We start from the raw sequence: 21,122 nt of genomic DNA, 5'->3' as shown, positions 1-21,122 counted from the left end.
TCACGCTGTTGTTTCGTATGGGACGGCGATTTCAGCCCGTTTTTCCAAATAGCTTGGCAGCGGCAAACCCTTCGACTTCAGGAAGTCGGGATTGAAGAGCTTGGACTGATAGCGATTGCCGTAATCGCACAGGATGGTCACGATCGTATGCCCGGGACCGAGATCCTTGGCGAGACGAACCGCGCCGGCAATATTGATGGCCGTAGAGCCACCGAGGCACAGGCCCTCGTGTTCAACCAGATCGAAGACGTAAGGAAGTGCCTCGGCATCGGTGACCTGATAGGCGAAATCGGGCGTGAAACCTTCCAGGTTCGCTGTAATGCGGCCCTGGCCGATGCCTTCGGTGATCGAGGAGCCGGAGGATTTCAGCTCGCCATTCTTGTAGAATTCATAGAGCGCGGCACCTTCCGGGTCGGCAATGCCGATCTTGATGTCCTTGTTGAAGGCATGCAGCCCCATGGCGACGCCCGCCAGCGTGCCGCCGGAGCCAACCGAGCAGATAAAGCCGTCGATCTTGCCGTTGGTGTCGGCCCAGATCTCCTTGGCGGTCGTCTCGATGTGGGCCTGACGGTTGGCGACATTGTCGAACTGGTTGGCCCAGATCGCGCCGTTCGGCTCGGTCTTTGCGAGCTGTTCGGCCAGCCGGCCCGAAACCTTCACATAGTTGTTCGGGTTCTTGTAGGGAACGGCGGGAACCTCAACCAATTCGGCGCCGAGCAGCTTCAGCGCATCCTTCTTTTCCTGGCTCTGTGTCTCAGGAATAACGATGACGGTACGGTAGCCGAGTGCCTTGGCAACCAGCGTCAGGCCGATACCGGTATTGCCGGCCGTACCCTCGACGATGACGCCGCCCGGCCTCAGTAGCCCCTTTTTCTCGGCATCGCGAATAATGTAGAGCGCGGCGCGATCCTTCACCGATTGACCGGGATTCAGGAATTCGGCCTTGCCGAGAATGGTCGAGCCCGTCGCCTCTGAGGCGCCCTTGAGCTTGATCAACGGCGTATTGCCAATTGCTTCTAGGACGGAGGGATGGACGGTCATCGGAATCTGCCTTCTGTTCGCAACTACTGTAAGAACGGTCTTTTCCCTTCACAAGGCGGCATAGGCAAGAAATTCTGTTCCTTGCTACTCCTTTGCCTCGCAAAATTCGACTTGGCGGGTCTCTTGGCCTCTCTCTTTCATCCAAGCCCGCAGTCTCCAATTGGTGACATTGTTTTCCCGATGAAGCCGTCAGTCTGGCCGAAAGCGGCCACAATGATACGCTATTTCTAAAATGCCACGACGGTCGCTGTTGAAAGCGTTTGATGTAGGCGGCCGCCAGCCAAGGAGAAGAGCCATGAGCCCGTTCATCGCACGTCCTGAACATGGAGTGGTCTGGATCACCGGCGCCAGTTCCGGTATCGGCCGCGCGCTTGCGCTGAAACTGGCTGAAGAGGGATATAAGGTTGCCGTTACGGCTCGCAGCCACGATAAGCTTCTGGCGCTGCAGGCAGAGGCCAGCGCGCTTGCCGGCAGCATCGTCGTGCTCGATGGCGATGTATCCGACACGGAGGATATGGAGCACACTGTCGCCGCGATCGAATACCAGCATGGCCCTGTTGCTCTGGCAGTTTTGAATGCCGGGATTTATCTGCCAGCCCGGGGAGAAGACCTCAATCACGAAGTCTTCGAGCGCAGCTTTGCCGTCAATCTTCACGGTGTCGTCAATTGTCTCGTTCCGGCGGTGCGGCATATGCGGGCTCGGGGATATGGCCAGGTTGCCCTTGTATCTTCCGTTGCCGGATATGGCGGACTTCCCGGCGGTGCGGCCTATGGGGCCAGCAAGGCCGCACTGATCAACATGGCCGAAAGCCTGAACTTCGAGCTCGACCGCATGGGCATCCACATCCAGCTCATAACTCCAGGCTATGTCGACACGCCATTGACGGCACAGAACAAGGTCGTGATGCCTGATATCGTGTCGGCACAGCAGGCGGCTGATGCGATCGCCGCCGGATTGAAATCCCCATCCTTCGACATCAGTTTCCCGAAGAGCCTGGTCTATCGGGCAAAACTGTTGAAGTTGCTGCCCTACGGCCTCTATTTCAAGGCGCTCAGGTATTTTCTCGGGAGCGGCAGCAAGCGCAGATCGGTAGGGCCGCGCATAACCGCGCATCCGGCCGAATAGCGCCTATCCGCCATCTTTGAGCGATGCATGGGCGGCGAGTGCGCGCTGCCGCGCCATGGCATGATCGACGATCGGCCGAGGATAGTGCTTGCCGAGTTCTATGCCCGCACGCTTGAGCACGTCATCAGGCGCCTCGAACGGCCGATGGATATATTTGCGGTGGAGGGTGGCTAGCTCCGGCACGAAGGTCCTGACATAGCCGCCCTCCGGATCGAATTTCTCGCCCTGCAGCACCGGGTTGAAGATGCGGAAGAACGGCGAGGCATCGGCGCCGGAGCCCGCAACCCACTGCCAGTTTGCCGTATTGGCGGCCGGATCGGCATCAACGAGCGTATCGCGAAACCAGGCTTCCCCGTCACGCCAGTCGATCAGCAGATCCTTGATCAGGAAGGAAGCGGTGATCATGCGGACACGATTATGCATCCAGCCATGGCGCCAAAGCTGCCGCATGCCGGCATCGACGATCGGATAACCGGTTTGCCCGCGCTGCCAGCTTGTGAGCAGCTTGGTATCGGATAGCCAGGGAAAATCATCGTAGCGATCGTTCCAGTTTTCTGTCCTGAGCTTCGGGAAATGAAAGAGCTGATGATAGCAGAATTCGCGCCAGACCAGCTCCTTGCGGAAGCGGACGACGTTATCCTTGGCGATATTGTCGGCCAGTCGGCGCGTCGCATGCCAGATACGGGCAGGCGAAATCTCTCCGAGCGCCAGATGCGGCGAGAGCAGGGAGGTTGCCGGTCTGTCCGGAAAATCGCGGCCGACCGCATAATCATCGATGGCGCCATCGATGAAGTCCTTCACCTTCTCTTGCGCCGCGGCTTCGCCCGGCTTCCACATGTCCGTAAATTCTGATGCCCAGTTCGGCTTGGTGGGCAGCATTGACCAAGAGGCGAGCGTGTCCGATTGCGGCCAGCGGCCGGGTGCGAGGAGCTTTGCCGGCGCTTCTATCGGAAACGGCGGTTCGCCGGATTGCTCGAATGCGCGCCAGAAGGGCGTGTAAGTCTTGTAATGGTCGCCTGCGCCCGTGCGCAGGCGTGTCGGTTCATGCAGCAGCTGGCCGGCAAAGCTGTTGGCCTCGATACCCTTGCTCCGCAACGCCTTCTTGATTTGGGTGTCCACGTCGATCCCGGCCGGGTCGTATCGACGGTTCCAGACGACGGCCTCAGCCTTGGTTTCCTCAATAAGTTTTTCGAGCACCGTCAGCGCATTGCCCTGGCGGAGGATAAGCCTGCTCCCGAGGCCATCGAGGGCGGTTTGCAGGGCGGCGAGCGAATGATGTAGCCACCATTCCTGCGCTCCGCCAAGCGGCCCGCGCTCCGTCACGCCCGGCTCGCGAATATAGACGGGAATTACCGCGCGGCCTGAAGTTGCCGCCGCCTGTAACGCGTGGTTGTCGTCGAGGCGGAGATCCTTGCGAAACCATAGGAGAACGGGGCTCGGCTCTTTTGTCGGTGTCGTCATGGTCCTGGCCGATCGCCCATCCTCTGTTGTGTCTCGCATGTCTTATAAAGGCGAAAACCCTTATACGGTGCCAGCCGTCAAATGGTTCCACTACCGCGCGTTACATAAGCGGATGCCACACGCAACTCTCGTAAGGAAAACTGGATGCCGCTTATGATATAGGAATGCTTGTCACTGTTCTGTAATGCAAATTCGCTAGCAGTCCACCCGATTGACGTGCCGAGAATGGACAGGCGGGGAAGATTAAAATGGCGGAAATCCGCATCGAACAAGTTCGCAAGGCCTATGGACGCAACCCGGTCGTTCATGGCGTCGACCTGAATTTCCGATCGGGCGAATTTGTCGTCATCCTCGGACCTTCCGGCTGTGGCAAGTCCACGCTGCTGCGCATGATCGCCGGCCTTGAGGACATCACCTCGGGCGAGATCATTATTGACGGCAAGGTTGTCAACAAGCTCGAGCCGCGTGAGCGCGGCTGCGCCATGGTCTTCCAGAATTACGCGCTCTATCCGCACATGGATGTCGCCGCCAACATGGGCTATGCGCTCAAGGTTGCCGGCGTGCCGCGCGCAGAGCGTGATCGCCGCATCAAGGAAACCGCCAAGATCGTCGGCCTCGAGGATTTCCTCGCTCGCAAGCCGGCCGAACTCTCCGGCGGTCAGCGCCAGCGCGTCGCCATGGGCCGTGCCATCATCCGCGAGCCGAAGGTCTTTCTCTTCGACGAACCGCTTTCCAATCTCGATGCCAAGCTGCGCGTGCAGATGCGCGTCGAAATCCGCCGGCTGCACAAGCGCCTGTCGGCAACATCGGTCTTCGTGACGCATGATCAGGTCGAAGCCATGACGCTCGCCGACAAGCTCGTCGTCATGTACAAGGGCAATGTCGAGCAGGTCGGCACGCCGCTCGAGGTCTACAACACGCCGCGCACCCGTTTCGTCGGTTCCTTCATCGGCTCTCCGGCCATGAATTTCCTGGAAGGCACCTTCGCGGCCAATGGCGAGCAATTCATCTTCGACGGCATTCCGATCGCCATCGACGCCAACATCGGCAAGCGCCATGCCGGCCAGCCGGTCGCCCTCGGCATCCGGCCGGAACATGCACGCCTCGTTCCTGCCGGCACGCTCGGTGCTATCCCGGCAACGGTCGATTTCGTCGAAGAACTCGGTGCCGGCCGCGTCATCCATTGCGATATCAACGGTTCAAGCTTTGCCGTCGCCGTTGCCGATCATACGACGGGCCAGACCGGTCAGTCGGTAGCGCTGGAACTGCCGCAGCAGCACACGCATCTATTTGCCCAGGATACCGGGCTGCGGCTAGACGCCGTTGCCTCCGTCACGCCGCTCAAGGTGCTGGCGAGCTGATTTCAAACATAAATTTTCAGTAGTTGAGCCCGGAAGTTTTCCCGACTTCCGGGCTTTTTATTTGTGTAGGTCGACGGAGCTTGCCGATGGCAGAGACCGCTCACGAGCGGATATCCCGTGGAATGTCAGCCGGCGGCGATTGCGGGCAATGACACGAAAGCAGGCATTGCAAGGCATCGGACGGGAGCCAAGTCGATGCATCATGGGTTTTGATCTGTTACAAAGAGGAGAGAAGGCTCGGTCTAGCTCGGGATGTTACTGCACGATGCAGATCGATATGCTCTCGTTAAAAAACTGCCGCGCTCACAAATGCCGCGCGGCAGGTTAGCAAGGTCACTTCTCGGTGGCGATCACGCCGCGAACCACCCAACGCTGCATCAGCACGACGATGGCAAGCGGTGGGATCATGACGATCAGCGTACCGGCCATGGCGATATGCCACTCCGGAAGGCCACCGACGTTCGGGATGAGCGATTTGAGCTCGATCACAGCAGTCATATATGCCGGATCTGTTGTGACCAGCAACGGCCACAGATACTGGTTCCAGGCCCATAGGAACATGATAGTGCCGAGCGCGGCCATGTTTGTGCGCGACAACGGTATGAGGACGTCGATGAAGAAACGCAGCGCTCCAGCGCCGTCCATGCGAGCGGCCTCCGTCAGCTCATCCGGTATCGTCAGGAAGAACTGGCGATACAGGAACGTGCCCGTCGCCGTCGCGATCGATGGCAAGATCAGACCAGGGTAGGAGTTGAGCAGGCCGAGATTCAGCGAGACCTCGATGCCTGTGAGTTTTTGAATGAGCCAGGTGACGCCGGTGATGTCGAGAAGCCCTTGAAAGGGCGATAGGACGTTCGCCGCGACTGCGTAGGTCGGCACGATACGCACTTCGAGCGGCAGCATTAGCGTTATGAAGATCAGCCAGAAAATGAAATGGCGGCCCGGATAGCGAAAATAGACCAGCGAAAAGGCGGTGATCGCCGAAATGAACACCTTTCCTATCGCGACACCCCCAGCGAAAATGAAACTGTTCAGCAGCTTGGGGCCGAGATTGGCAGTCGTCCAGGCTGTTTGCATGTTGGCCCAGAAGTCTGAGCCGGGGACCAGTGACATCGGCACTTTGTTGACGTCGGCGAGATTGTGGGACGCGGCGATGGCAACGATGGCCAAGGGCCCCACCGCGACTACGAAGCCGATGAACAGGATCAGGTGCGTGAAGAAATTAAGAATGGGTGTGCGCTCGATCATGTCGGCCTCAACGGTAATGCACGCGCTTCTCGATGAAGCGGAACTGGAAGACGGTAAGCACGATGATCAGCAACATCAGGACAATGCTCTGCGCCGCCGCACCTGAGTAATCGAGGCCTTTGAAGCCGTCGAAAACGATTTTGTAGACCATGAGATTGGTTGAGTTGTGCGGGCCACCGGAGGTCATAATGTCGACCACGCCGTAGGAATCCTGGAAGCTCTCGGTGATGTTGATGACCAGCAAGAAGAAGATCGTCGGTGTGATCAATGGGAGCTGGATATCCCAGAAGCGACGAAGCACGCCCGAGCCGTCCATAGCAGCCGCCTCGATCTGAGAGCGGGGAATGCTCTGGAAGGCTGCGAGGAAGAAGATGAAGCTGTAGCCGATATATTTCCAGGAGAAAGCGGCGATGATCGATGCCATCGCGGCCGTGCCATCGAGGCCCGGGTCCCAGAAGCCTGGCCAATAGTGATTGACGACGGACATGAAGCCTGCTTCGGGCGCCAGGATGAAGCGGAAGGCCATTGCCGACGCGGGAGCTGCGATGCCGTAGGGCCAGATCAGCACCACGCGATAGAATTTTGAGCCTCTCAGCTGCCGGTCGGTCAGAGCCGCGAGTATCAGCGCGGCCCCCATGGAAATAGTGGTACTGATGGCCGCGAAAATGATGCTGATCGTGACTGAGTTCCAATAGTCGGCATTGGCAAGAATGGACTTGAAATTGTCGAGACCGACCCAGATGTTGCCGCCGCCCCAGGGTTGCTGCAGCGTCAGTGACCAGAAGACCGCCTGACCGGCCGGCCAATAGAAAAAGGTGAAGATGAGGAGCAGCTGCGGCACCGCGAATAGAATGCCGACGCTCCATTTGCTGAAAGTTATACGCTTTTCCATTGTCTCTTCCGGCTTGGTATCCCGATGCCACGCTTGCTCTCATAACGAACGTCCGCCGGGGTTCCCGGCGGACGCTGTCTGTCGCGAGCTTGCGCTGCTTACGGCAGCTGCTTGCCCTTGTAGGTGGCTTCGAAGCGGTCGAGGACGGCGTTGCCGTTCTTGACCAGGTTGTCGATGCCTTCTTGGACGCTGACCTTATTGGCGAAGATGGCCTGCATCTGGTTGCCGAATTCGGCGCGGATCTGCGTGAAGTTGCCGAGGCGGACGCCGCGGGTGATCGGGGTCGGCTCGGAAGCGGTCAGGCTGGCGATAGCGACTTCGCGGCCCTTGTATGGAGCCTTGTCATAGAAACCGGAGGACTTCATGAAGTCGAAGCCGGACTTCTTGACCGGGATGTAGCCGGTGTTGGTGGACCAGAACAAAGCGGTTTCGGGCTTGCCGATGAAGTCGAGGAACGCTGCGGCACCCTTGTACTCGTCAGCCGACTTGCCGGAGAGGACCCAGAGCGACGCGCCGCCGACGAGCGAGTTCTTGCGCTCGGTGCCGGCGTAAACCGGGAGCTCGGCGACATCCCAGTTCATGCCGGCCTTCTGCGTCTTGCCGACCGTACCGTGGTCGCCGACCGAGGTCATGATCATCTGGCAATCGCCGGCGGCGAAGGCCTGAACCATGTCCTGGCCGAGGTCCTTGGACTTGATCTTGATGAGGCCCTGGTCGTACCAGCTCTTGAGGTCCGTTACGTATTTGACGAACTTCGTCTTGTTGACGGTCAGGCGGGCGTCGAGGCCGTCATAGCCGTTGTTCTTGGTGGCAACCGGCTGGTCGTGGATGGCAGAGAACTGTTCCATCAGCTGCCAGCTTTCATTGCCGGAGATGTTGATCGCCATCGGGCAATCATAGCCGGCGCCCTTGAGCGCCTTCATATCTTCGGCAGCTTCTTCCCAGGTCTTCGGAGCGGCGGTCTTGCCGATCTTGGCGAAGGCGTCCTTGTTCCAGTAGAGCAGGGCGGTCGAAGAATTGAACGGGAAGGAAAGCAGTTCGCCCTTGGAGGTGGCGTAGTAGCGGGCGATACCCGGGAAATAGTCGTCCCACTTAACCTTGTAGCCGTTTTCGGACATCAGCTTGCTGACCGGGTAGTAGGCGCCCGAAAGCATCATGGTGGCGGTGCCGACGTCATAGACCTGGACGATCGTCGGCTGCTTGTTGGCGCGGAAGGCGGCAATGGTGTTCTGCAGCGCGGCGTCGTAATTGCCTTGGCTGATGCAGGAAACTTCATAATCCTTCTGGGAATCGTTGAAGTTCTTGCAGAGCGTCTGGACGACGCGTTCCAGGTCGCCCGAAAGGCCAAACCAGAAATCGAACTTGGTCGGAGCAGCAGCGGCCGGCATCGCCAAAGCGACGCTCATGACGCCGGCAGTAGCAGCCGAAATGAAGTTTTTAAGTTTCGACATAATCCCTATTTCCTTTTTGAAAGCTCGGAACCGGTGGCCTTGCGCAAGTCCGCGGTAGCGGCGTTATAGACAAGCTGTGTGACAGTTTGTTGTGGGCAAGAATCCCGCATTGACGGGCTTTTTCACACGCGCAGCGGCTTTGCGGAGCAGCGCTTATCGCAGGATCGTGCATTTGAGGTTCTGCTGATCAAAAGGTGTGGGCTGCGCCTGTTCGCCCACAGATTGCTGGTCGGTTGGAAAGACGCGATGGTCCTCCTTGCCTGTGCCCCGAGCCGTGTTGCAAGATCACCGGCAGGACGTTCGGATGGCATTGGAGGAATGAGAATATGGGTCTCAGCGAGCGGCAGAAAATGGCAGCGGGGGAGTGGTACTGCTGTTTCGATCCGGAGCTCGATGCCTTGCGCTGGCAGGCGCGCGAGGCAGTGCATGCACATAACACGATGCCGCCCGCCCAGCGGGGCAATCTTGCGCCGGCTTTGTCTGCGCTCTTTGCCGAGATCGGCGAGAGCGTCTTCATCGAGGCGCCGTTTCATTGCTCCTATGGCATCAATATCTCGCTCGGCCGTCGGGTCTATATGAATGCCGGCTGCACGATCCTCGATAGCGCCAGCGTCCGCATCGGTGACGGCAGCATGCTGGGACCGGGCGTCCATATCTATTGCGCCGAACATCATAGGGATGCCGAATTGCGCGGGGCGGGTCTGGAAGTCGCCCGGCCGGTGAAGATCGGTAGAAGCGTCTGGATCGGCGGCGGCGCGATCCTAGTCGGCGGCGTGTCGGTGGGGGACGGCGCGATCATCGGCGCCGGCGCGGTCGTCACCAGGGATGTTGCCGCTGGCGCGACTGTGGTCGGCAATCCGGCTCGTCCTGTTCGTGCGGGATAAGATAAAAGAGTTAGTTTGCCGGGCGGCGTTTTCGCGTCCACCATACGGCAAAGCGGCGGCGCCAACGGCGCACCATAGGCATATCGTGCGAGAGCACGATGAAGCCCAGCGGCAGCATCCAGAAGCCGAGCACCGGCAGGAAGCCGAGCAGTCCGCCGAAAATGAGGGCTATCCCCACGCCGACGCGGGCAAGACGCGATCGAGGTAGGGGAATTCTCACGGAGCCGAAAACCAGCTCGCGGGTCGAGGGATCAATGCCAAAATGGCGGGTTTTCCGGCCATTCCGATCGGCATTTGCTGTCGTTTCGCTTTGATCGGTCATCCACAGGAAATGGTGGCGCGAGGAAATAATGCAAGAGAATGCATTTTTTTTGAAAAAACCGCTTGGCAAATCGGGAAAGCATTTGTATTACCCCGCTCACACCGCGCCAAGCGCATTCCCTGGTAGCTCAGCGGTAGAGCATTCGACTGTTAATCGACAGGTCGCCGGTTCGAATCCGGCCCGGGGAGCCACTCTTCTTCTACAGAATTGAAGCTGATATCGGAGCAAGCGTGCCCGATTGACTTAATCCTGTGTTCGTAATTCATCAAAGCTGATGAGTGCGGCCAGGCTTATAGCAGCACATTTTTACAGTTTTATTGTGCATGCCCCGCAGCACTGACTTCGGCCGAGGCTCGCCTGGTTCGACAGCGGTATCTTCGTTGACCGGTCTTTCCCATTCATGCCAGATTGCCGCCACCTGTCAGCCAGGCGTCAATGCCGGTGGGGCAATCGGGGATGTGGGCCAAATCTGGCACATTTGGGGGATAAGATGGCCGAGAATGCGAGCTTTCGTGGTGGAGTGGCGGTGGGATGGGTTCTTAGCGTAATTGTGATTCTTGCATTGGTGGCCGATGGGGCGGTTGATCTGTTTGCGCCAGCCTTGATCAGCGCGCAGATGGAGGAGACGGGCTTTCCCGCCAATCTGGCTACGGTGGTGGGTTTGATCATCTTCGTCTGCGTCATTCTTTACGCAATTCCGCGCACGGCAGTCCTTGGAGCGATCCTGACGACCGGGTTCTTCGGCGGTGCAATTTGCGCCCATCTGCGTCTCGGAGAAATCGGGTCGCCTCCACAACTTATAAGTTTATTACTCGGCGTCATGGCGTGGGGTGGTCTTTATCTTCGCGACGAACGTATTCGGCGCCTGCTGCCCCTTCGTTCGGTGGACGACTGAAAATCGAGCGCATGACTCATTCAGGATTTTTGCGGTGCAATAACAATATCTTGCGCTGCACTTTTCTTCCCACGGGATGGTGAATGGTAGCGGGCTAATGAGATCGTGCCAAAATGATGCATTCGTGATTGTCGAGAGCCCGCCAAGGGATCTCTCGGGTGGATATATGTGGTCTTTCTGAAAAAATTAGTTCAAGGTATGGTTGCTCTCGCGAATGTGAGAGCATGTTCATGTGTCGTTAATGCCATGCGGCGCATGAACGTAATGCGCGATCCGCGCAGCATAGTCCCCCAATGCTTTAGAGGTTCGACATGAAAAATCTGATTCTTGCTTCTGCAGTAGCTGTGGCGTCGGTCTTTGCCTTCAGCGTGCCGTCCGAGGCCGCTCCGATGCATCATCATCGTCATCACCACTATCATCATCACTGCCATGTGAAGAAGGTAAAGCGCAAGATTCATGGGCGCTGGGTTGTGCGCCACGTGCGCGTCTGCCGCTGATCGGAAGACTTAAGGGCCGGCGCAGGTTCCTCTTAAACCCATACGGCCGCTGCCGGAGTTCCGGTGGCGGCCGTATCGTTTGCGTTATACCTCGAAGTGACCGGTTGCCTGCGTGTGGCGGCAGTTTGGCAGCCGGCACATCAGCTGCGATGTGCCAACTGCCCGCAGCGCCGGTACGCTAGGGCCGAATCTCGAATATTACGCCGCCATGGCGGCGATGATGATAGCGACGGTCGTCCCGCCATCTGTCATCCCAATGACGGCGGCGATCCCAGCCGCGGTCACCATGCCAGTGACGGCGATCGCGATCGCGCCAGCGGGGACGGTCGTCATCGCCCCATCGGCGCGATCCACGCTCTTGCACAAGGATAATATCAGACGCGCGCGATATGGATGGATTGCTCGGCGGCGCGGCCATTGCGGGCAGGGCGGCGGGTAGCGCCGAGCCTATGGCCAGCGTCACGCTCAAGGCGAGTGAGGCAAGGTGGTGTTTCAAGATTCTAACTCCTGTATTCAGCCATGTCCCTTTCATCGCTAAACGCCAGGGCAGCGACTAGGTTCCCCTTTTCGTTGACTGGAGATCCTTATGACACGCGTATTGATCGCAGGAGGAGCCGCTGATTGCGGGTGTTACAACAAAAAGGGGGCCGGCAGGGAAAGCCGGCCCCCTTCCTTCTCTGATCGGAGGTCAAGTCTGATCAGGTTAGAAGTTGCGTTCGAAGCGCAGGATGCCCGAAACGGTGTCGTCGTGGGCATAGTCATAGTGAACGTAGGTCAGTTCCGGCTCGACCAGGAGGTTCTTGACCGGGTTGAACTTCAGGTTCGTGGTTGCTTCGAAGATCTTCGAGTCGCTATAGGCGAGCTGGAGGTTCCACTTCAGCTTGTCGTTGAACGGAACGCCAACGCCGCCCCAGACAGCCCAGTCACCCCAGCCGCACTTCGATGCATTGACGGTACCGTTCGGTGCCGTGCAAGCGGAGACGTCCTGGTTGGTGCCTGCGTACTTGTTGAGCTTGTCGCCGTCGGTGTTCCAACCGCCCATCAAGAAGGCCGTGAATGCGCCGAAGTCAGCGTCAACACGAGCCTTGATGGCGCCTTCTTCGACGATCGAGTCGTAACCGCCGACGACCTTGAAGCCCCATGCGCCAGACTTGAAGCCGGCACCGGCGACGACGTCAGGAGCGTAGTGGTTCGTCTTGTCGTCCGTCCACCAGCTTGCACCGTAGGATGCCGAGCCGGTCGTGGCGGAGTTGGAATCTTCGAGCGAGATCACAGCCGAGAAGCCGTTGCCGGCATCATATTCATAGGTCAGCTGGTTGAGTTCGTACGGACCGTCATAGATCACGTCGTCGTTGATGACGTCGCCGGCGTAACCGATGTACAGGTTGTACTGCGAGTCCTTCTTACCAACGGTGAAGCCGCCGAGGCTGATGTAGGACCACAGCAGGTTGGTGGATGTGGAGCCGCCGTCGTTCCAGTCCCAACGAACGATGGTTTCGGTCTTCAGCGGACCGTACTCGGTGTCGGTCGCGGTGTCGACGTTCAACTCAGCACGGGTGTGCCAGAGTGTGCCCTGATGGCTGTCGCGGTTGTAAGCGTTGTACCATTCACCTTCCGTACGAACCTTGCCGCCGATCTTGAGGCAGGTTTCGGTGCCCGGGATGAAGAAGTAGCCAGCGCCGTATGCGTCGCAGATACGGACGTATTCCAGCGGCTCGGGCTCAGCTGCTACGATAGCGTCAGCAGCGTGAGCACCGGATACTGCTGCCAAAGCAGCAGCGGAGCCGAGAAGAAGGCTCTTGATGTTCATAATAACTCCAATCTTTCTTGATTGGGCATGAGATATCGCGCCGAGAAACGACGTGCCCAACCCCATCCCGTTCATGTTCCCTATCAGTAGGTGCGAAGTAATAAGCTTCGCGAACTATTTCCTGAACCTGCTTCAGTGATTTGGCAAGATACTAAGGGGACGGAACTATATGTGCACTACTCGAAAACCGGCGTTGTTGCAAAAATGACGCAATTCACGGGGCGTCTGATCCCAGCCTGTTTGCCATCTCGTTTGGATGGCTTGTCTTCTATAAGTCCAGAAAGCGTTTACGTCTCCGGCTGTTAAGGCGATACGCGCGCTGATTTGGGGCGGGCGAGGGCAGGAAGCCGCCGCCATATGATTATGGGCACTCCTGAGACCGGGCGCAGCCGATTGCCCCTCAATCCGGATGGCCGCCCGAGTCGCGGTTCTTCTGAGTCGCAACTATTGAAACGATTCCCGGCAACGAAACCCGTGGTGGCGCACGCGCATCACTCTATAAAAGAGAAGGTGAGAGACCGTCTGGAATCGCGCTTGGTTGCGATGCGGTTGATGGGCGCTTGGCCATGGTGCGTCCGACGACATTACTGGGGGCGTAGTCTCGTCGGACGCGGCACTGTCCGGTCCGTGGGTGGCTTACAAACCGGTAGTACGAATGCTAACAGCCACCACAGGTTTCCATAACCTACCTGAATGGGCTGGCAGCTCCAGGCGCCCGATAGGATGGCTGCGTCGCGATCCAGCAATGAATTTTCGCCCTCAGTTTCCATCGGTTCGCCAAAATCCAAGATGGTCGCCACAGCATCTGAAATGAAGCGTCATCGGCAGCAGCGCCTCATGGCGCGGTCGGTCTTTGCCATCGCAAATGAAGGATCGGGTAGGGGCGGCCCTGATCGTCGACATCGGCGCGCCCCGTCCCCTTGAATCCGAGCCGCTCGTAAAAGCCGACAGCGCCCGCATTCTGCTCGTTTACGTCGACGGTGACGACATCTTTTCCAGCATGAAAGCCGTTCGGCCGATATTGGCACATCTGCGACGCTCCTGCCGTCTTGGGCGCAATGCATTTCATCACCCGCATTGAAGGCTTACACACGAGCAGCGGGCAATTCTCTCTTCAGAGTGAAAAAAGGACAGAATTCAGAATAAGCCTCTTGCGGTTTTCTTTGGATCATTCTAAATCCGCGCCACCACAACGCAAATTGCTTTCGGATGGCCTCGTGGCGGAGTGGTTACGCAGAGGACTGCAAATCCTTGCACCCCGGTTCGATTCCGGGCGAGGCCTCCAATTTCCCTTAATCAACAATAAGCAATTGATTTTTCTGCGGAATTTCAGCGCGATTTGGGCCTGAAGCATTCAGCTATACCGAAGTTAAATGTGGCAATCCGTTCTATGTTCGGTTTTCTGTCTCATTGGCTGCCAGCAATGATCTGGTGCCTATTCCATTTGCTCCGATCACGGGTAGTCCGGCATCTGCCTGCCCAGTGTGCAGGACGGCGGTGGCGCGTTCGATCTTTCGAAATTCTCTATTGAGCAAACATCATAAGCGACACGATACCGAGCAGTGCCAAAGCACCGAAGATTGGCAGCAGTCGAATCATAATTAGGCGAGCAAGCTTCCTGCGCTCGACCGGTGTCAGCGCAAGCCACTGCGACTTCGGTAACGACATTGATACTCCCTATCCCCGTCACAGCGTCGCATTCGAAACTGAAATGACGCTTAAGGTACTGAGGAGTTGCGGGAGTTGAGGATGGCGGGTGTCGGCGTTTCAGCTTCGGGCATCGCCCAAGTGACAAATGCAATCGAACGCCGATCCGGTTCGGTGCTGAAAGTGCGAAGCAAATGAATAGAGAATTCGTGCTTCCACAAAAGCAAAAGCGGTCCAGTCTAGGGAAAAAACTGGGCCGCCTTTCGCTGGACTAGAGGTCAATCAAATTCAGCGTCCTAATTATAAGTCGTACTTAGTAATTGTCAACGCAAATGCGATGTGACGTCTTCGCGCATCAAGCCTCGCGATCTGCGGCCTGACTGAGATCTTCGCTTGAGCTACCGGTTCCGTTGCGTATTTGGTCCGCGGACGGGCAGGGGCGTGGTCGCTTCGGATGATTCTCAATCCTCAGCGAAAGTTTTAGCTGTCTCGTGTCGGTTCTTAGCCACCATTGCGGAAGAACGACTATTCCTCAAGGCAAGGAAAGGCGAATTTGTAGGCGCGTGCGATCAACGAGCTGGCAGGTCGCTCGAGCTGCCAGGAGTGCTCCGCCATCCATTTGCAGGCTATTGTCGTCGCCTTTGTATTGCTGAGCTCGGGCGGCAGACAGAAAGCGCCGACGAACTGTTGAAGGTAGCGCTCATAGCGCGATGAGTTTTTCGGAGTCTGCTTCGTGGCTCGGATTGTCAGGCTCTTCGTCCGCTGGGCCTCGTCGAGAATGCCCTGGATATAGACAGACGCAAGCGTTCGGTCCTCTTCGCACCATTCGTCGAGCTGTTTTCCGGTAACGACATGTCCGATGATCGGGGCTGTCTCTTTCGGCTCATCCTCGCTTGACGTTTCCTCGCTCAACGCGACCTGGGGTAAGAGAAGGAGAAGCGCGGCAGCGAAGAGCGAAAGCCTCATTCGGAAAACCTACATCATCGAGGAAAGGCTCGCGGCCAGAAAAACCACCAGCGGCAGCGACGTTACGACGAAAAGAACGAGAGAAACAGGCATCCCAGCCACCTTCTATTCAAATTTAATGTTTGGGCCGAATAGCTTCGGGCCGGAAGGTCGATTGGTCACCCACCCGGGCGGGTCCAATGTCCTGAAGCGTGGTCGTGTGAAGTTAACATTTTGCTAACGGGCGTTCCGGTCTGGGACATGGCGGATTAGCAATCCTTGCAGAATCCCGAGTATCAAAAGGCGCTGGCTCGAATTTAAGGGGTCGATTGTTGTTCGTCGGCGACGCCTCACCATGAATCTCGGCGCCTGTTGCGGCAATGCCTTGAAAGCGCAGCGTCAGGCGATTAAGACACGCGTAACAGAAAGTAGAGCCAGCCCGTTCGGGCACCAAGGGCGCAAGAGGATAAGATGGATTTCGAAGCAGCGCGCGTGAAGATGGTCGAGAACCAGATCCGGACGACGGATGTCACCTCCCATTCCGTGTTGAATGCATTTTTCGCCGTACCGCGCGAAAACTTCGTACCGGAGAAGTCGAAGCTCCTGGCGTATGTCGATTGCGATATCGAGGTCGCTCCCGGGCGCTTCCTCATGGAAGCCTCGCCACTTGCAAAGCTGCTGCAGCTCGGCGCGATCACCAAGGACGACAAGGTTCTCGATGTCGGCTGTGGCACGGGTTACGTGTCGGCCGTCCTCTCGCTTCTCGCCGGCAAGGTTATCGCGCTTGAATCCAACGAGGAGCTCGCAGCTCAGGCGAAGACCAATCTTGCCGCGCTTGGCTATGACAATGTAACCGTTGTTGGCGGTGACCTTGAAAAGGGGCATGCCGCCGATGCACCCTACGATGTGATTTTCCTCAACGGCTCGATCGAGCAGTTGCCGCAGGGCCTGCTTGACCAGCTCGGCGAAGACGGCCGCCTGATCACGGTCATCGGCTATGGTCATGCCGCCCGAGCCACCGTTTTCATGCGCGAGCGCGGTGCCTTCTCGGAAAACGTCTTCTTCAACGCCTCGATCAAGCCGCTTCCGGGCTTTGCCAAGGCCAAGGAATTCGTCTTCTGATTTTCTGGACGAGCTATTTTTGAGCTTGCGACGGGCGCCTTTTGGCGCCTGTTTTTTATTGTCGCCGCCTGTGGCAGAATCGTGCTTAGCAAAGCGATTCGTCGTGATCGTAACAAAACTGTGCATCACCGGGTTTAGTGCTTTTCAGGTGATTTTTTTCCCGAAGGCAGTCATCTAGGGTGGCCCTGATTCGGGTGCCGCCTGGCGAGTTTGTGGTGCGGGTTTCCGGTCGCTGAATATGGGAAAACGGGGATGAATATGGCTCAGCCAAATGTAGTGCGTGAACCGTCCATGGAAGAGATTCTGGCGTCGATCCGCAGGATCATCGAAAGCAACGAACCCGTAGGCGCCAAGCCGGTTCCCTCAACGCATTTCGCCGGCACCGGCATGCGTGATGACGATATTCAATTGACTGTGGATGAAGAGTTCGCTGCCGCCGATCGGGCGCGCGCAGCGGAACAGGATCCTCGTTTCGTTGCGGCAAACTCCCAGGTGCCGGTTGCAGAGCCGGAAGCTGGCGGCCGCGGTCTGTCGCTGGCCGATGTTGCCGCGCGTGTGCGTGCTGCTTCCGAGCGTAATACCGCCGCATTGCTGAATGCGGGGCGTGAGCCGCCACAGCCGCGCGAGCTGCCGCCCGCCATGGCTGCGCGCCTTGCCGAGGTGCACGTCGAGCCGATCGCCGACACCCCCCTGAGACAGGCCATTGCGGATGTTGCCGCGCCGGTCGCTCCGCCTGTTATGCCGGCGGTGGCCGAGGTTGAACCTGAGATGGAAGCGCAGAGGCCGACGGCTGCCTCTGCGGTGCCTCAGGTCGCAGCATCCGCCGAGACACCGATTTTTGAGGCGTCAGAACTAACCATTGCGGTGCAAGCGGAGGCTGCATCCTCGCCATCGGCCCAGGCCGTATCCGCATCGCCGCTGATGTCGGAAGCCGCCGGCGCACAGGTTTCCCGCTCGTTTGAAGAGCTGGCTGCCATCGTCGATGGCGGCCCGCGCCGTTCTCTCGATGAACTGGCGCAAGAGATGCTCCGACCCATGCTTCAGGAATGGCTCGACGACAACTTGCCGACCCTTGTGGAACGTCTCGTGCGTGAAGAAATCGAACGAGTGGCCCGCGGTCCGCGCCGCTGACAAGCCTGAGCTTCGGGTAGCTGATCCGCCGCTCCGGGCTCCGGGGCGGCTTTTTTATTGACTTGCCCACGGCCATCCTATTTACAACCCGCATCACCCAGTCCTCTAGATCCGGTCATAAAATGCTCGACAAAACATATGATTCCGCCACCGTCGAACCGAAGATCGCCCAAAAATGGGATGAGGCCGACGCCTTTCGCGCCGGTGCGAACGCCAAGCCGGGCGCGGAAACCTTCACCATTGTTATCCCGCCGCCGAACGTGACCGGTTCGCTGCACATGGGTCATGCGCTGAACAACACGCTGCAGGACATCATGGTGCGGTTCGAGCGCATGCGCGGCAAGGATGTTCTCTGGCAGCCGGGCATGGACCATGCAGGCATCGCCACGCAGATGGTCGTCGAGCGTCGTCTCGCCGAGCGCCAGCAGCCGGATCGCCGCAAGATGGGCCGCGAAGCCTTCATCGAGAAGATCTGGGAATGGAAGGCCGAATCGGGCGGTTTGATCTTCAACCAGCTGAAGCGCCTCGGCGCGTCCTGCGACTGGTCGCGCGAACGCTTCACCATGGACGAGGGCCTGTCCAAGGCCGTTCTCGAAGTCTTCGTCACGCTCTACAAGGAAGGCCTGATCTACAAGGACAAGCGCCTCGTCAACTGGGACCCGAAGCTCTTGACGGCGATCTCCGATATGGAGGTCGAGCAGCATGAGGTGAAGGGCAATCTCTGGCACTTGCGCTATCCGCTGGAGCCCGGCGTTACCTATCAATATCCGATCGCCTTCGACGAGGAAGGCAAGCCGACCGAATTCGAAACGCGCGATTATATCGTCGTTGCGACGACGCGTCCGGAAACGATGCTCGGCGATACTGGCATCGCGGTCAATCCGGAAGACGAGCGTTATCGGGGTATTGTCGGCAAGCATGTCATCCTGCCGATCGTTGGCCGCAGGGTCCCGATCGTCGCCGATTCCTATGCCGATCCGACTGCCGGCACTGGCGCGGTAAAGATCACGCCGGCGCATGATTTCAACGACTTCGAAGTCGGCAAGCGCGCCGGACTGCGTGCCATCAACGTCATGGACGTCGATGCCTCGATCACCATCAAGGATAACGAGGACTTCCTCCAGGATCTCGATCATCCGGCAGCGCTGCATGGCGCCTGGGACGAGCTGGAAGGCAAGGACCGCTTCGAGGCTCGCAAGATCATCGTTCGTATCTTCGAAGAGGCGGGCCTGCTCGACAAGATCGAGCCGCATACGCATGCCGTGCCGCATGGCGATCGTGGCGGGGTGCCGATCGAGCCGCGCCTGACGGAACAGTGGTTCGTCGACAACAAGACGTTGGGGCAGCCCGCGCTGGAATCCGTTCGCGAGGGCAGAACCAAGTTCGTGCCCAGGAATTGGGAGAATACCTATTTCAACTGGCTCGAAAATATCGAGCCGTGGTGCATTTCCCGTCAACTCTGGTGGGGTCACCAGATTCCGGCATGGTATGGCCCGGACGGGCAGGTCTTTGTCGAAAAATCCGAGGAAGAAGCGCTGCAGGCCGCGATCCAGCACTATCTCTCGCATGAAGGGCCGATGAAGGCTTATGTCGAGGACCTGCTGGAGAATTTCAAGCCCGACGAAATTCTGACGCGCGATGAAGATGTGCTCGACACCTGGTTCTCGTCCGCACTCTGGCCGTTCTCCACGCTCGGCTGGCCGGACGAGACGCCGGAACTGGCGCGCTACTATCCAACGAACCTCCTTGTGACCGGCTTCGACATCATTCCGTTCTGGGTCGTTCGCATGATGCAGATGGGCCTGCATTTCATGAAGGATGAGAACGGCAATCCCGTCGAGCCGTTCAGCACGGTCTATATTCATGCTCTCGTTCGCGACAAGAACGGGCAGAAGATGTCGAAGTCCAAGGGCAACGTCATCGATCCGCTGGAACTGATCGATCAGTACGGTGCCGATTCGCTGCGTTTCACGCTGGCGATCATGGCCGCGCAGGGTCGAGACGTGAAGCTCGATCCGGCCCGCATCGCCGGTTACCGCAACTTCGGCACCAAGCTCTGGAACGCCACGCGCTTTGCCGAAATGAACGGTGCAAAGAGCGATCCGCATTTCGTGCCCGAAGCGGCCGAGCTCACCGTAAACCGCTGGATCCTGACAGAGCTGGCGCGTGCGGAGCGTGACGTTACCGAAGCGCTGGAAAGCTTCCGCTTCAATGATGCCGCAGGCGCTCTCTATCGTTTCATCTGGAATCAGTTCTGTGACTGGTACCTTGAGCTCTTGAAGCCGATCTTCAATGGCGAAGACGAGAATGCCAAGGCGGAGGCTCAGTCCTGCGCTGCCTATGTTCTCGAAGAGACCTACAAGCTTTTGCACCCGTTCATGCCCTTCATGACCGAGGAGCTCTGGGCGCACACGGCAGGCGAGGGGCAGGAGCGTGAGGGCCTGATCTGCCATGCGGATTGGCCGGCACCGTCCTATGCCGACAATGTCGCCGCCGATGAAATCAATTGGCTGATCGATCTCGTTTCCGGCATTCGCTCCGTTCGTTCGGAAATGAACGTGCCGCCGGCCGCGACGGCGCCATTGGTTGTTGTCGATGCCAATAGCCTGACGCGCGAGCGCCTCTTCCGTCACGATGCCGCCATCAAGCGGCTGGCGCGCGTGGAAGCGGTTTCGCTTGCCGATACCGCACCGAAGGGTGCCGCTCAGATCGTCGTCGGCGAGGCGACGATCTGCCTGCCGCTTGGCAGCCTCATCGATCTCTCCGCCGAGAAAGCGCGCCTCGAAAAGGCGATTGCCAAGAACGATCAGGAAATTGCCCGCATTGCCGGCAAGCTTTCGAACGAGAAGTTCGTTGCCAATGCCAATCCGGACGTCGTGGCCGCCGAGCGCGAGCGCCTCGGTGAGCTCGAGGGGCAGCAGTCCAGCCTCAAGGTGGCGCTGGCCCGCGTCAGCGAGGCCGGCTAGGACACGCGTGCGATCGAAGGTGAAAAGCACAAGAAGCGAAACTGAGGAATCGCGATTCGCTTAAGGAAGTAGAGATCTGGGATCGAAAAAGGCACGCGGTGTTCGCCGCGTGCCTTTTTGTTTATTTCTCTCGAATCGATAGGATTGACGGGATCTAACACCCTGGATCCGCCGTCAGTTTCGCACAGGCGAAACAGATTACCCCTAAAGTTGCTGGACACGCTCGAAAAGCAAAACTGTTGTCATATTGTAACAGAATTGTTGCCGTGAAGAATGAGATTCTATTAGGGGCTAAAAATGCTATTTCGAAAGAAAAAATTACC

At 58.2% G+C, this 21,122-nt stretch carries 18 protein-coding genes and 2 tRNA genes; 10 read left to right on the top strand and 10 right to left on the bottom strand.

What is annotated here, in order from left to right; all coding sequences use genetic code 11:
* On the bottom strand, window positions 1-1,041 hold the full coding sequence (locus AC13QY_RS23400; RefSeq protein WP_113333507.1) for a cysteine synthase A: 1,041 nt from the start codon (window positions 1,039-1,041) through the stop codon (window positions 1-3).
* Between the two features lie 295 nt (window positions 1,042-1,336).
* Here AC13QY_RS23400 and AC13QY_RS23395 point away from each other — a divergent pair, with 295 nt between their 5' ends.
* Entirely contained in the window at window positions 1,337-2,167 is an 831-nt protein-coding gene (locus AC13QY_RS23395) for an SDR family NAD(P)-dependent oxidoreductase (RefSeq protein ID WP_113352639.1), read from the top strand.
* 3 nt (window positions 2,168-2,170) lie between these two features.
* Here the strand turns inward: AC13QY_RS23395 and AC13QY_RS23390 are convergent, their stop codons facing one another.
* Window positions 2,171-3,628 carry a cryptochrome/photolyase family protein gene (locus tag AC13QY_RS23390; protein ID WP_113352638.1) on the bottom strand — a complete coding sequence of 486 codons (1,458 nt, stop codon included), beginning with the start codon at window positions 3,626-3,628 and terminating at the stop codon, window positions 2,171-2,173.
* Window positions 3,629-3,876: 248 nt separating this feature from the next.
* Here AC13QY_RS23390 and AC13QY_RS23385 point away from each other — a divergent pair, with 248 nt between their 5' ends.
* Complete coding sequence (locus tag AC13QY_RS23385; protein WP_113352637.1) at window positions 3,877-4,989, top strand: sn-glycerol-3-phosphate import ATP-binding protein UgpC; 1,113 nt, start codon at window positions 3,877-3,879, stop codon at window positions 4,987-4,989.
* A gap of 333 nt (window positions 4,990-5,322) precedes the next feature.
* Here AC13QY_RS23385 and AC13QY_RS23380 read toward each other — a convergent pair whose 3' ends face one another.
* The 3 genes from AC13QY_RS23380 to AC13QY_RS23370 form a co-directional block, all read right to left on the bottom strand.
* Window positions 5,323-6,237: an ABC transporter permease subunit gene (locus tag AC13QY_RS23380; protein ID WP_113352636.1), complete on the bottom strand. Its 915-nt coding sequence runs from the start codon at window positions 6,235-6,237 to the stop codon at window positions 5,323-5,325.
* Between the two features lie 7 nt (window positions 6,238-6,244).
* Complete coding sequence (locus tag AC13QY_RS23375) at window positions 6,245-7,129, bottom strand: ABC transporter permease subunit (RefSeq protein WP_113352635.1); 885 nt, start codon at window positions 7,127-7,129, stop codon at window positions 6,245-6,247.
* 98 nt (window positions 7,130-7,227) lie between these two features.
* Window positions 7,228-8,580 (bottom strand): extracellular solute-binding protein, encoded by a 1,353-nt coding sequence (locus tag AC13QY_RS23370; protein WP_113352634.1) that lies wholly within the window; start codon window positions 8,578-8,580, stop codon window positions 7,228-7,230.
* 326 nt (window positions 8,581-8,906) lie between these two features.
* On the opposite strand from AC13QY_RS23370, the gene AC13QY_RS23365 reads away from it, so the two are divergent.
* Window positions 8,907-9,464 carry a sugar O-acetyltransferase gene (locus AC13QY_RS23365; RefSeq protein ID WP_113352633.1) on the top strand — a complete coding sequence of 186 codons (558 nt, stop codon included), beginning with the start codon at window positions 8,907-8,909 and terminating at the stop codon, window positions 9,462-9,464.
* 10 nt (window positions 9,465-9,474) lie between these two features.
* Here the strand turns inward: AC13QY_RS23365 and AC13QY_RS23360 are convergent, their stop codons facing one another.
* Entirely contained in the window at window positions 9,475-9,786 is a 312-nt protein-coding gene (locus tag AC13QY_RS23360) for a hypothetical protein (RefSeq protein WP_113352688.1), read from the bottom strand.
* A gap of 116 nt (window positions 9,787-9,902) precedes the next feature.
* On the opposite strand from AC13QY_RS23360, the gene AC13QY_RS23355 reads away from it, so the two are divergent.
* The 3 genes from AC13QY_RS23355 to AC13QY_RS23345 all read left to right on the top strand — a co-directional run bounded on the left by AC13QY_RS23355 (window position 9,903) and on the right by AC13QY_RS23345 (window position 11,178).
* Window positions 9,903-9,977, top strand: a tRNA-Asn gene (locus AC13QY_RS23355).
* 299 nt (window positions 9,978-10,276) lie between these two features.
* Entirely contained in the window at window positions 10,277-10,681 is a 405-nt protein-coding gene (locus tag AC13QY_RS23350) for a DoxX family protein (RefSeq protein WP_113352632.1), read from the top strand.
* A 311-nt stretch (window positions 10,682-10,992) separates the two neighbouring features.
* On the top strand, window positions 10,993-11,178 hold the full coding sequence (locus AC13QY_RS23345; protein ID WP_069611956.1) for a hypothetical protein: 186 nt from the start codon (window positions 10,993-10,995) through the stop codon (window positions 11,176-11,178).
* A 198-nt stretch (window positions 11,179-11,376) separates the two neighbouring features.
* Here the strand turns inward: AC13QY_RS23345 and AC13QY_RS23340 are convergent, their stop codons facing one another.
* The 3 genes from AC13QY_RS23340 to AC13QY_RS23330 form a co-directional block, all read right to left on the bottom strand.
* Window positions 11,377-11,511 (bottom strand): hypothetical protein, encoded by a 135-nt coding sequence (locus AC13QY_RS23340; protein WP_267904003.1) that lies wholly within the window; start codon window positions 11,509-11,511, stop codon window positions 11,377-11,379.
* Between the two features lie 370 nt (window positions 11,512-11,881).
* Window positions 11,882-12,988 carry a porin gene (locus AC13QY_RS23335; protein WP_069611958.1) on the bottom strand — a complete coding sequence of 369 codons (1,107 nt, stop codon included), beginning with the start codon at window positions 12,986-12,988 and terminating at the stop codon, window positions 11,882-11,884.
* Between the two features lie 835 nt (window positions 12,989-13,823).
* A complete protein-coding gene (locus AC13QY_RS23330; RefSeq protein WP_197044209.1) occupies window positions 13,824-14,018 on the bottom strand; it encodes a GNAT family protein in 195 nt (64 codons plus the stop codon).
* A 181-nt stretch (window positions 14,019-14,199) separates the two neighbouring features.
* Between AC13QY_RS23330 and AC13QY_RS23325 the strand changes: the two genes are divergently transcribed.
* Window positions 14,200-14,273: transfer RNA gene (locus AC13QY_RS23325), tRNA-Cys, on the top strand.
* Window positions 14,274-15,160: 887 nt separating this feature from the next.
* Here AC13QY_RS23325 and AC13QY_RS23320 read toward each other — a convergent pair.
* On the bottom strand, window positions 15,161-15,601 hold the full coding sequence (locus tag AC13QY_RS23320) for a Rap1a/Tai family immunity protein (RefSeq protein WP_113333497.1): 441 nt from the start codon (window positions 15,599-15,601) through the stop codon (window positions 15,161-15,163).
* 450 nt (window positions 15,602-16,051) lie between these two features.
* On the opposite strand from AC13QY_RS23320, the gene AC13QY_RS23315 reads away from it, so the two are divergent.
* The 3 genes from AC13QY_RS23315 (at window position 16,052) to AC13QY_RS23305 (ending at window position 20,799) form a co-directional block, all read left to right on the top strand.
* Window positions 16,052-16,702, top strand: coding sequence for a protein-L-isoaspartate O-methyltransferase family protein (locus AC13QY_RS23315; RefSeq protein ID WP_113352630.1), 651 nt, complete (start codon window positions 16,052-16,054; stop codon window positions 16,700-16,702).
* A 258-nt stretch (window positions 16,703-16,960) separates the two neighbouring features.
* Window positions 16,961-17,833 carry a DUF2497 domain-containing protein gene (locus AC13QY_RS23310; protein WP_113352687.1) on the top strand — a complete coding sequence of 291 codons (873 nt, stop codon included), beginning with the start codon at window positions 16,961-16,963 and terminating at the stop codon, window positions 17,831-17,833.
* Between the two features lie 122 nt (window positions 17,834-17,955).
* Window positions 17,956-20,799: a valine--tRNA ligase gene (locus tag AC13QY_RS23305; protein ID WP_113333495.1), complete on the top strand. Its 2,844-nt coding sequence runs from the start codon at window positions 17,956-17,958 to the stop codon at window positions 20,797-20,799.
* Window positions 20,800-21,122 lie beyond the last annotated feature (323 nt).

The sequence above is a fragment of the Martinezella sp. CNPSo 3795 genome, from assembly GCF_057784475.1.
This window is presented reverse-complemented; position numbering and strand designations above follow the sequence as displayed.

Bases quoted from the DNA above. Each gene is read 5' to 3' on its own strand.
- AC13QY_RS23390 (WP_113352638.1), bottom strand. From the start codon at position 3,628: ATGACGACACCGACAAAAGAGCCGAGCCCCGTTCTCCTATGGTTTCGC.
- AC13QY_RS23385 (WP_113352637.1), top strand. From the start codon at position 3,877: ATGGCGGAAATCCGCATCGAACAAGTTCGCAAGGCCTATGGACGCAAC.
- AC13QY_RS23395 (WP_113352639.1), top strand. From the start codon at position 1,337: ATGAGCCCGTTCATCGCACGTCCTGAACATGGAGTGGTCTGGATCACC.
- AC13QY_RS23330 (WP_197044209.1), bottom strand. From the start codon at position 14,018: ATGTGCCAATATCGGCCGAACGGCTTTCATGCTGGAAAAGATGTCGTC.
- AC13QY_RS23375 (WP_113352635.1), bottom strand. From the start codon at position 7,129: ATGGAAAAGCGTATAACTTTCAGCAAATGGAGCGTCGGCATTCTATTC.
- AC13QY_RS23345 (WP_069611956.1), top strand. From the start codon at position 10,993: ATGAAAAATCTGATTCTTGCTTCTGCAGTAGCTGTGGCGTCGGTCTTT.
- AC13QY_RS23400 (WP_113333507.1), bottom strand. From the start codon at position 1,041: ATGACCGTCCATCCCTCCGTCCTAGAAGCAATTGGCAATACGCCGTTG.
- AC13QY_RS23350 (WP_113352632.1), top strand. From the start codon at position 10,277: ATGGCCGAGAATGCGAGCTTTCGTGGTGGAGTGGCGGTGGGATGGGTT.
- AC13QY_RS23370 (WP_113352634.1), bottom strand. From the start codon at position 8,580: ATGTCGAAACTTAAAAACTTCATTTCGGCTGCTACTGCCGGCGTCATG.
- AC13QY_RS23305 (WP_113333495.1), top strand. From the start codon at position 17,956: ATGCTCGACAAAACATATGATTCCGCCACCGTCGAACCGAAGATCGCC.
- AC13QY_RS23335 (WP_069611958.1), bottom strand. From the start codon at position 12,988: ATGAACATCAAGAGCCTTCTTCTCGGCTCCGCTGCTGCTTTGGCAGCA.
- AC13QY_RS23360 (WP_113352688.1), bottom strand. From the start codon at position 9,786: ATGACCGATCAAAGCGAAACGACAGCAAATGCCGATCGGAATGGCCGG.
- AC13QY_RS23315 (WP_113352630.1), top strand. From the start codon at position 16,052: ATGGATTTCGAAGCAGCGCGCGTGAAGATGGTCGAGAACCAGATCCGG.
- AC13QY_RS23340 (WP_267904003.1), bottom strand. From the start codon at position 11,511: ATGACGACCGTCCCCGCTGGCGCGATCGCGATCGCCGTCACTGGCATG.
- AC13QY_RS23320 (WP_113333497.1), bottom strand. From the start codon at position 15,601: ATGAGGCTTTCGCTCTTCGCTGCCGCGCTTCTCCTTCTCTTACCCCAG.
- AC13QY_RS23310 (WP_113352687.1), top strand. From the start codon at position 16,961: ATGGCTCAGCCAAATGTAGTGCGTGAACCGTCCATGGAAGAGATTCTG.
- AC13QY_RS23365 (WP_113352633.1), top strand. From the start codon at position 8,907: ATGGGTCTCAGCGAGCGGCAGAAAATGGCAGCGGGGGAGTGGTACTGC.
- AC13QY_RS23380 (WP_113352636.1), bottom strand. From the start codon at position 6,237: ATGATCGAGCGCACACCCATTCTTAATTTCTTCACGCACCTGATCCTG.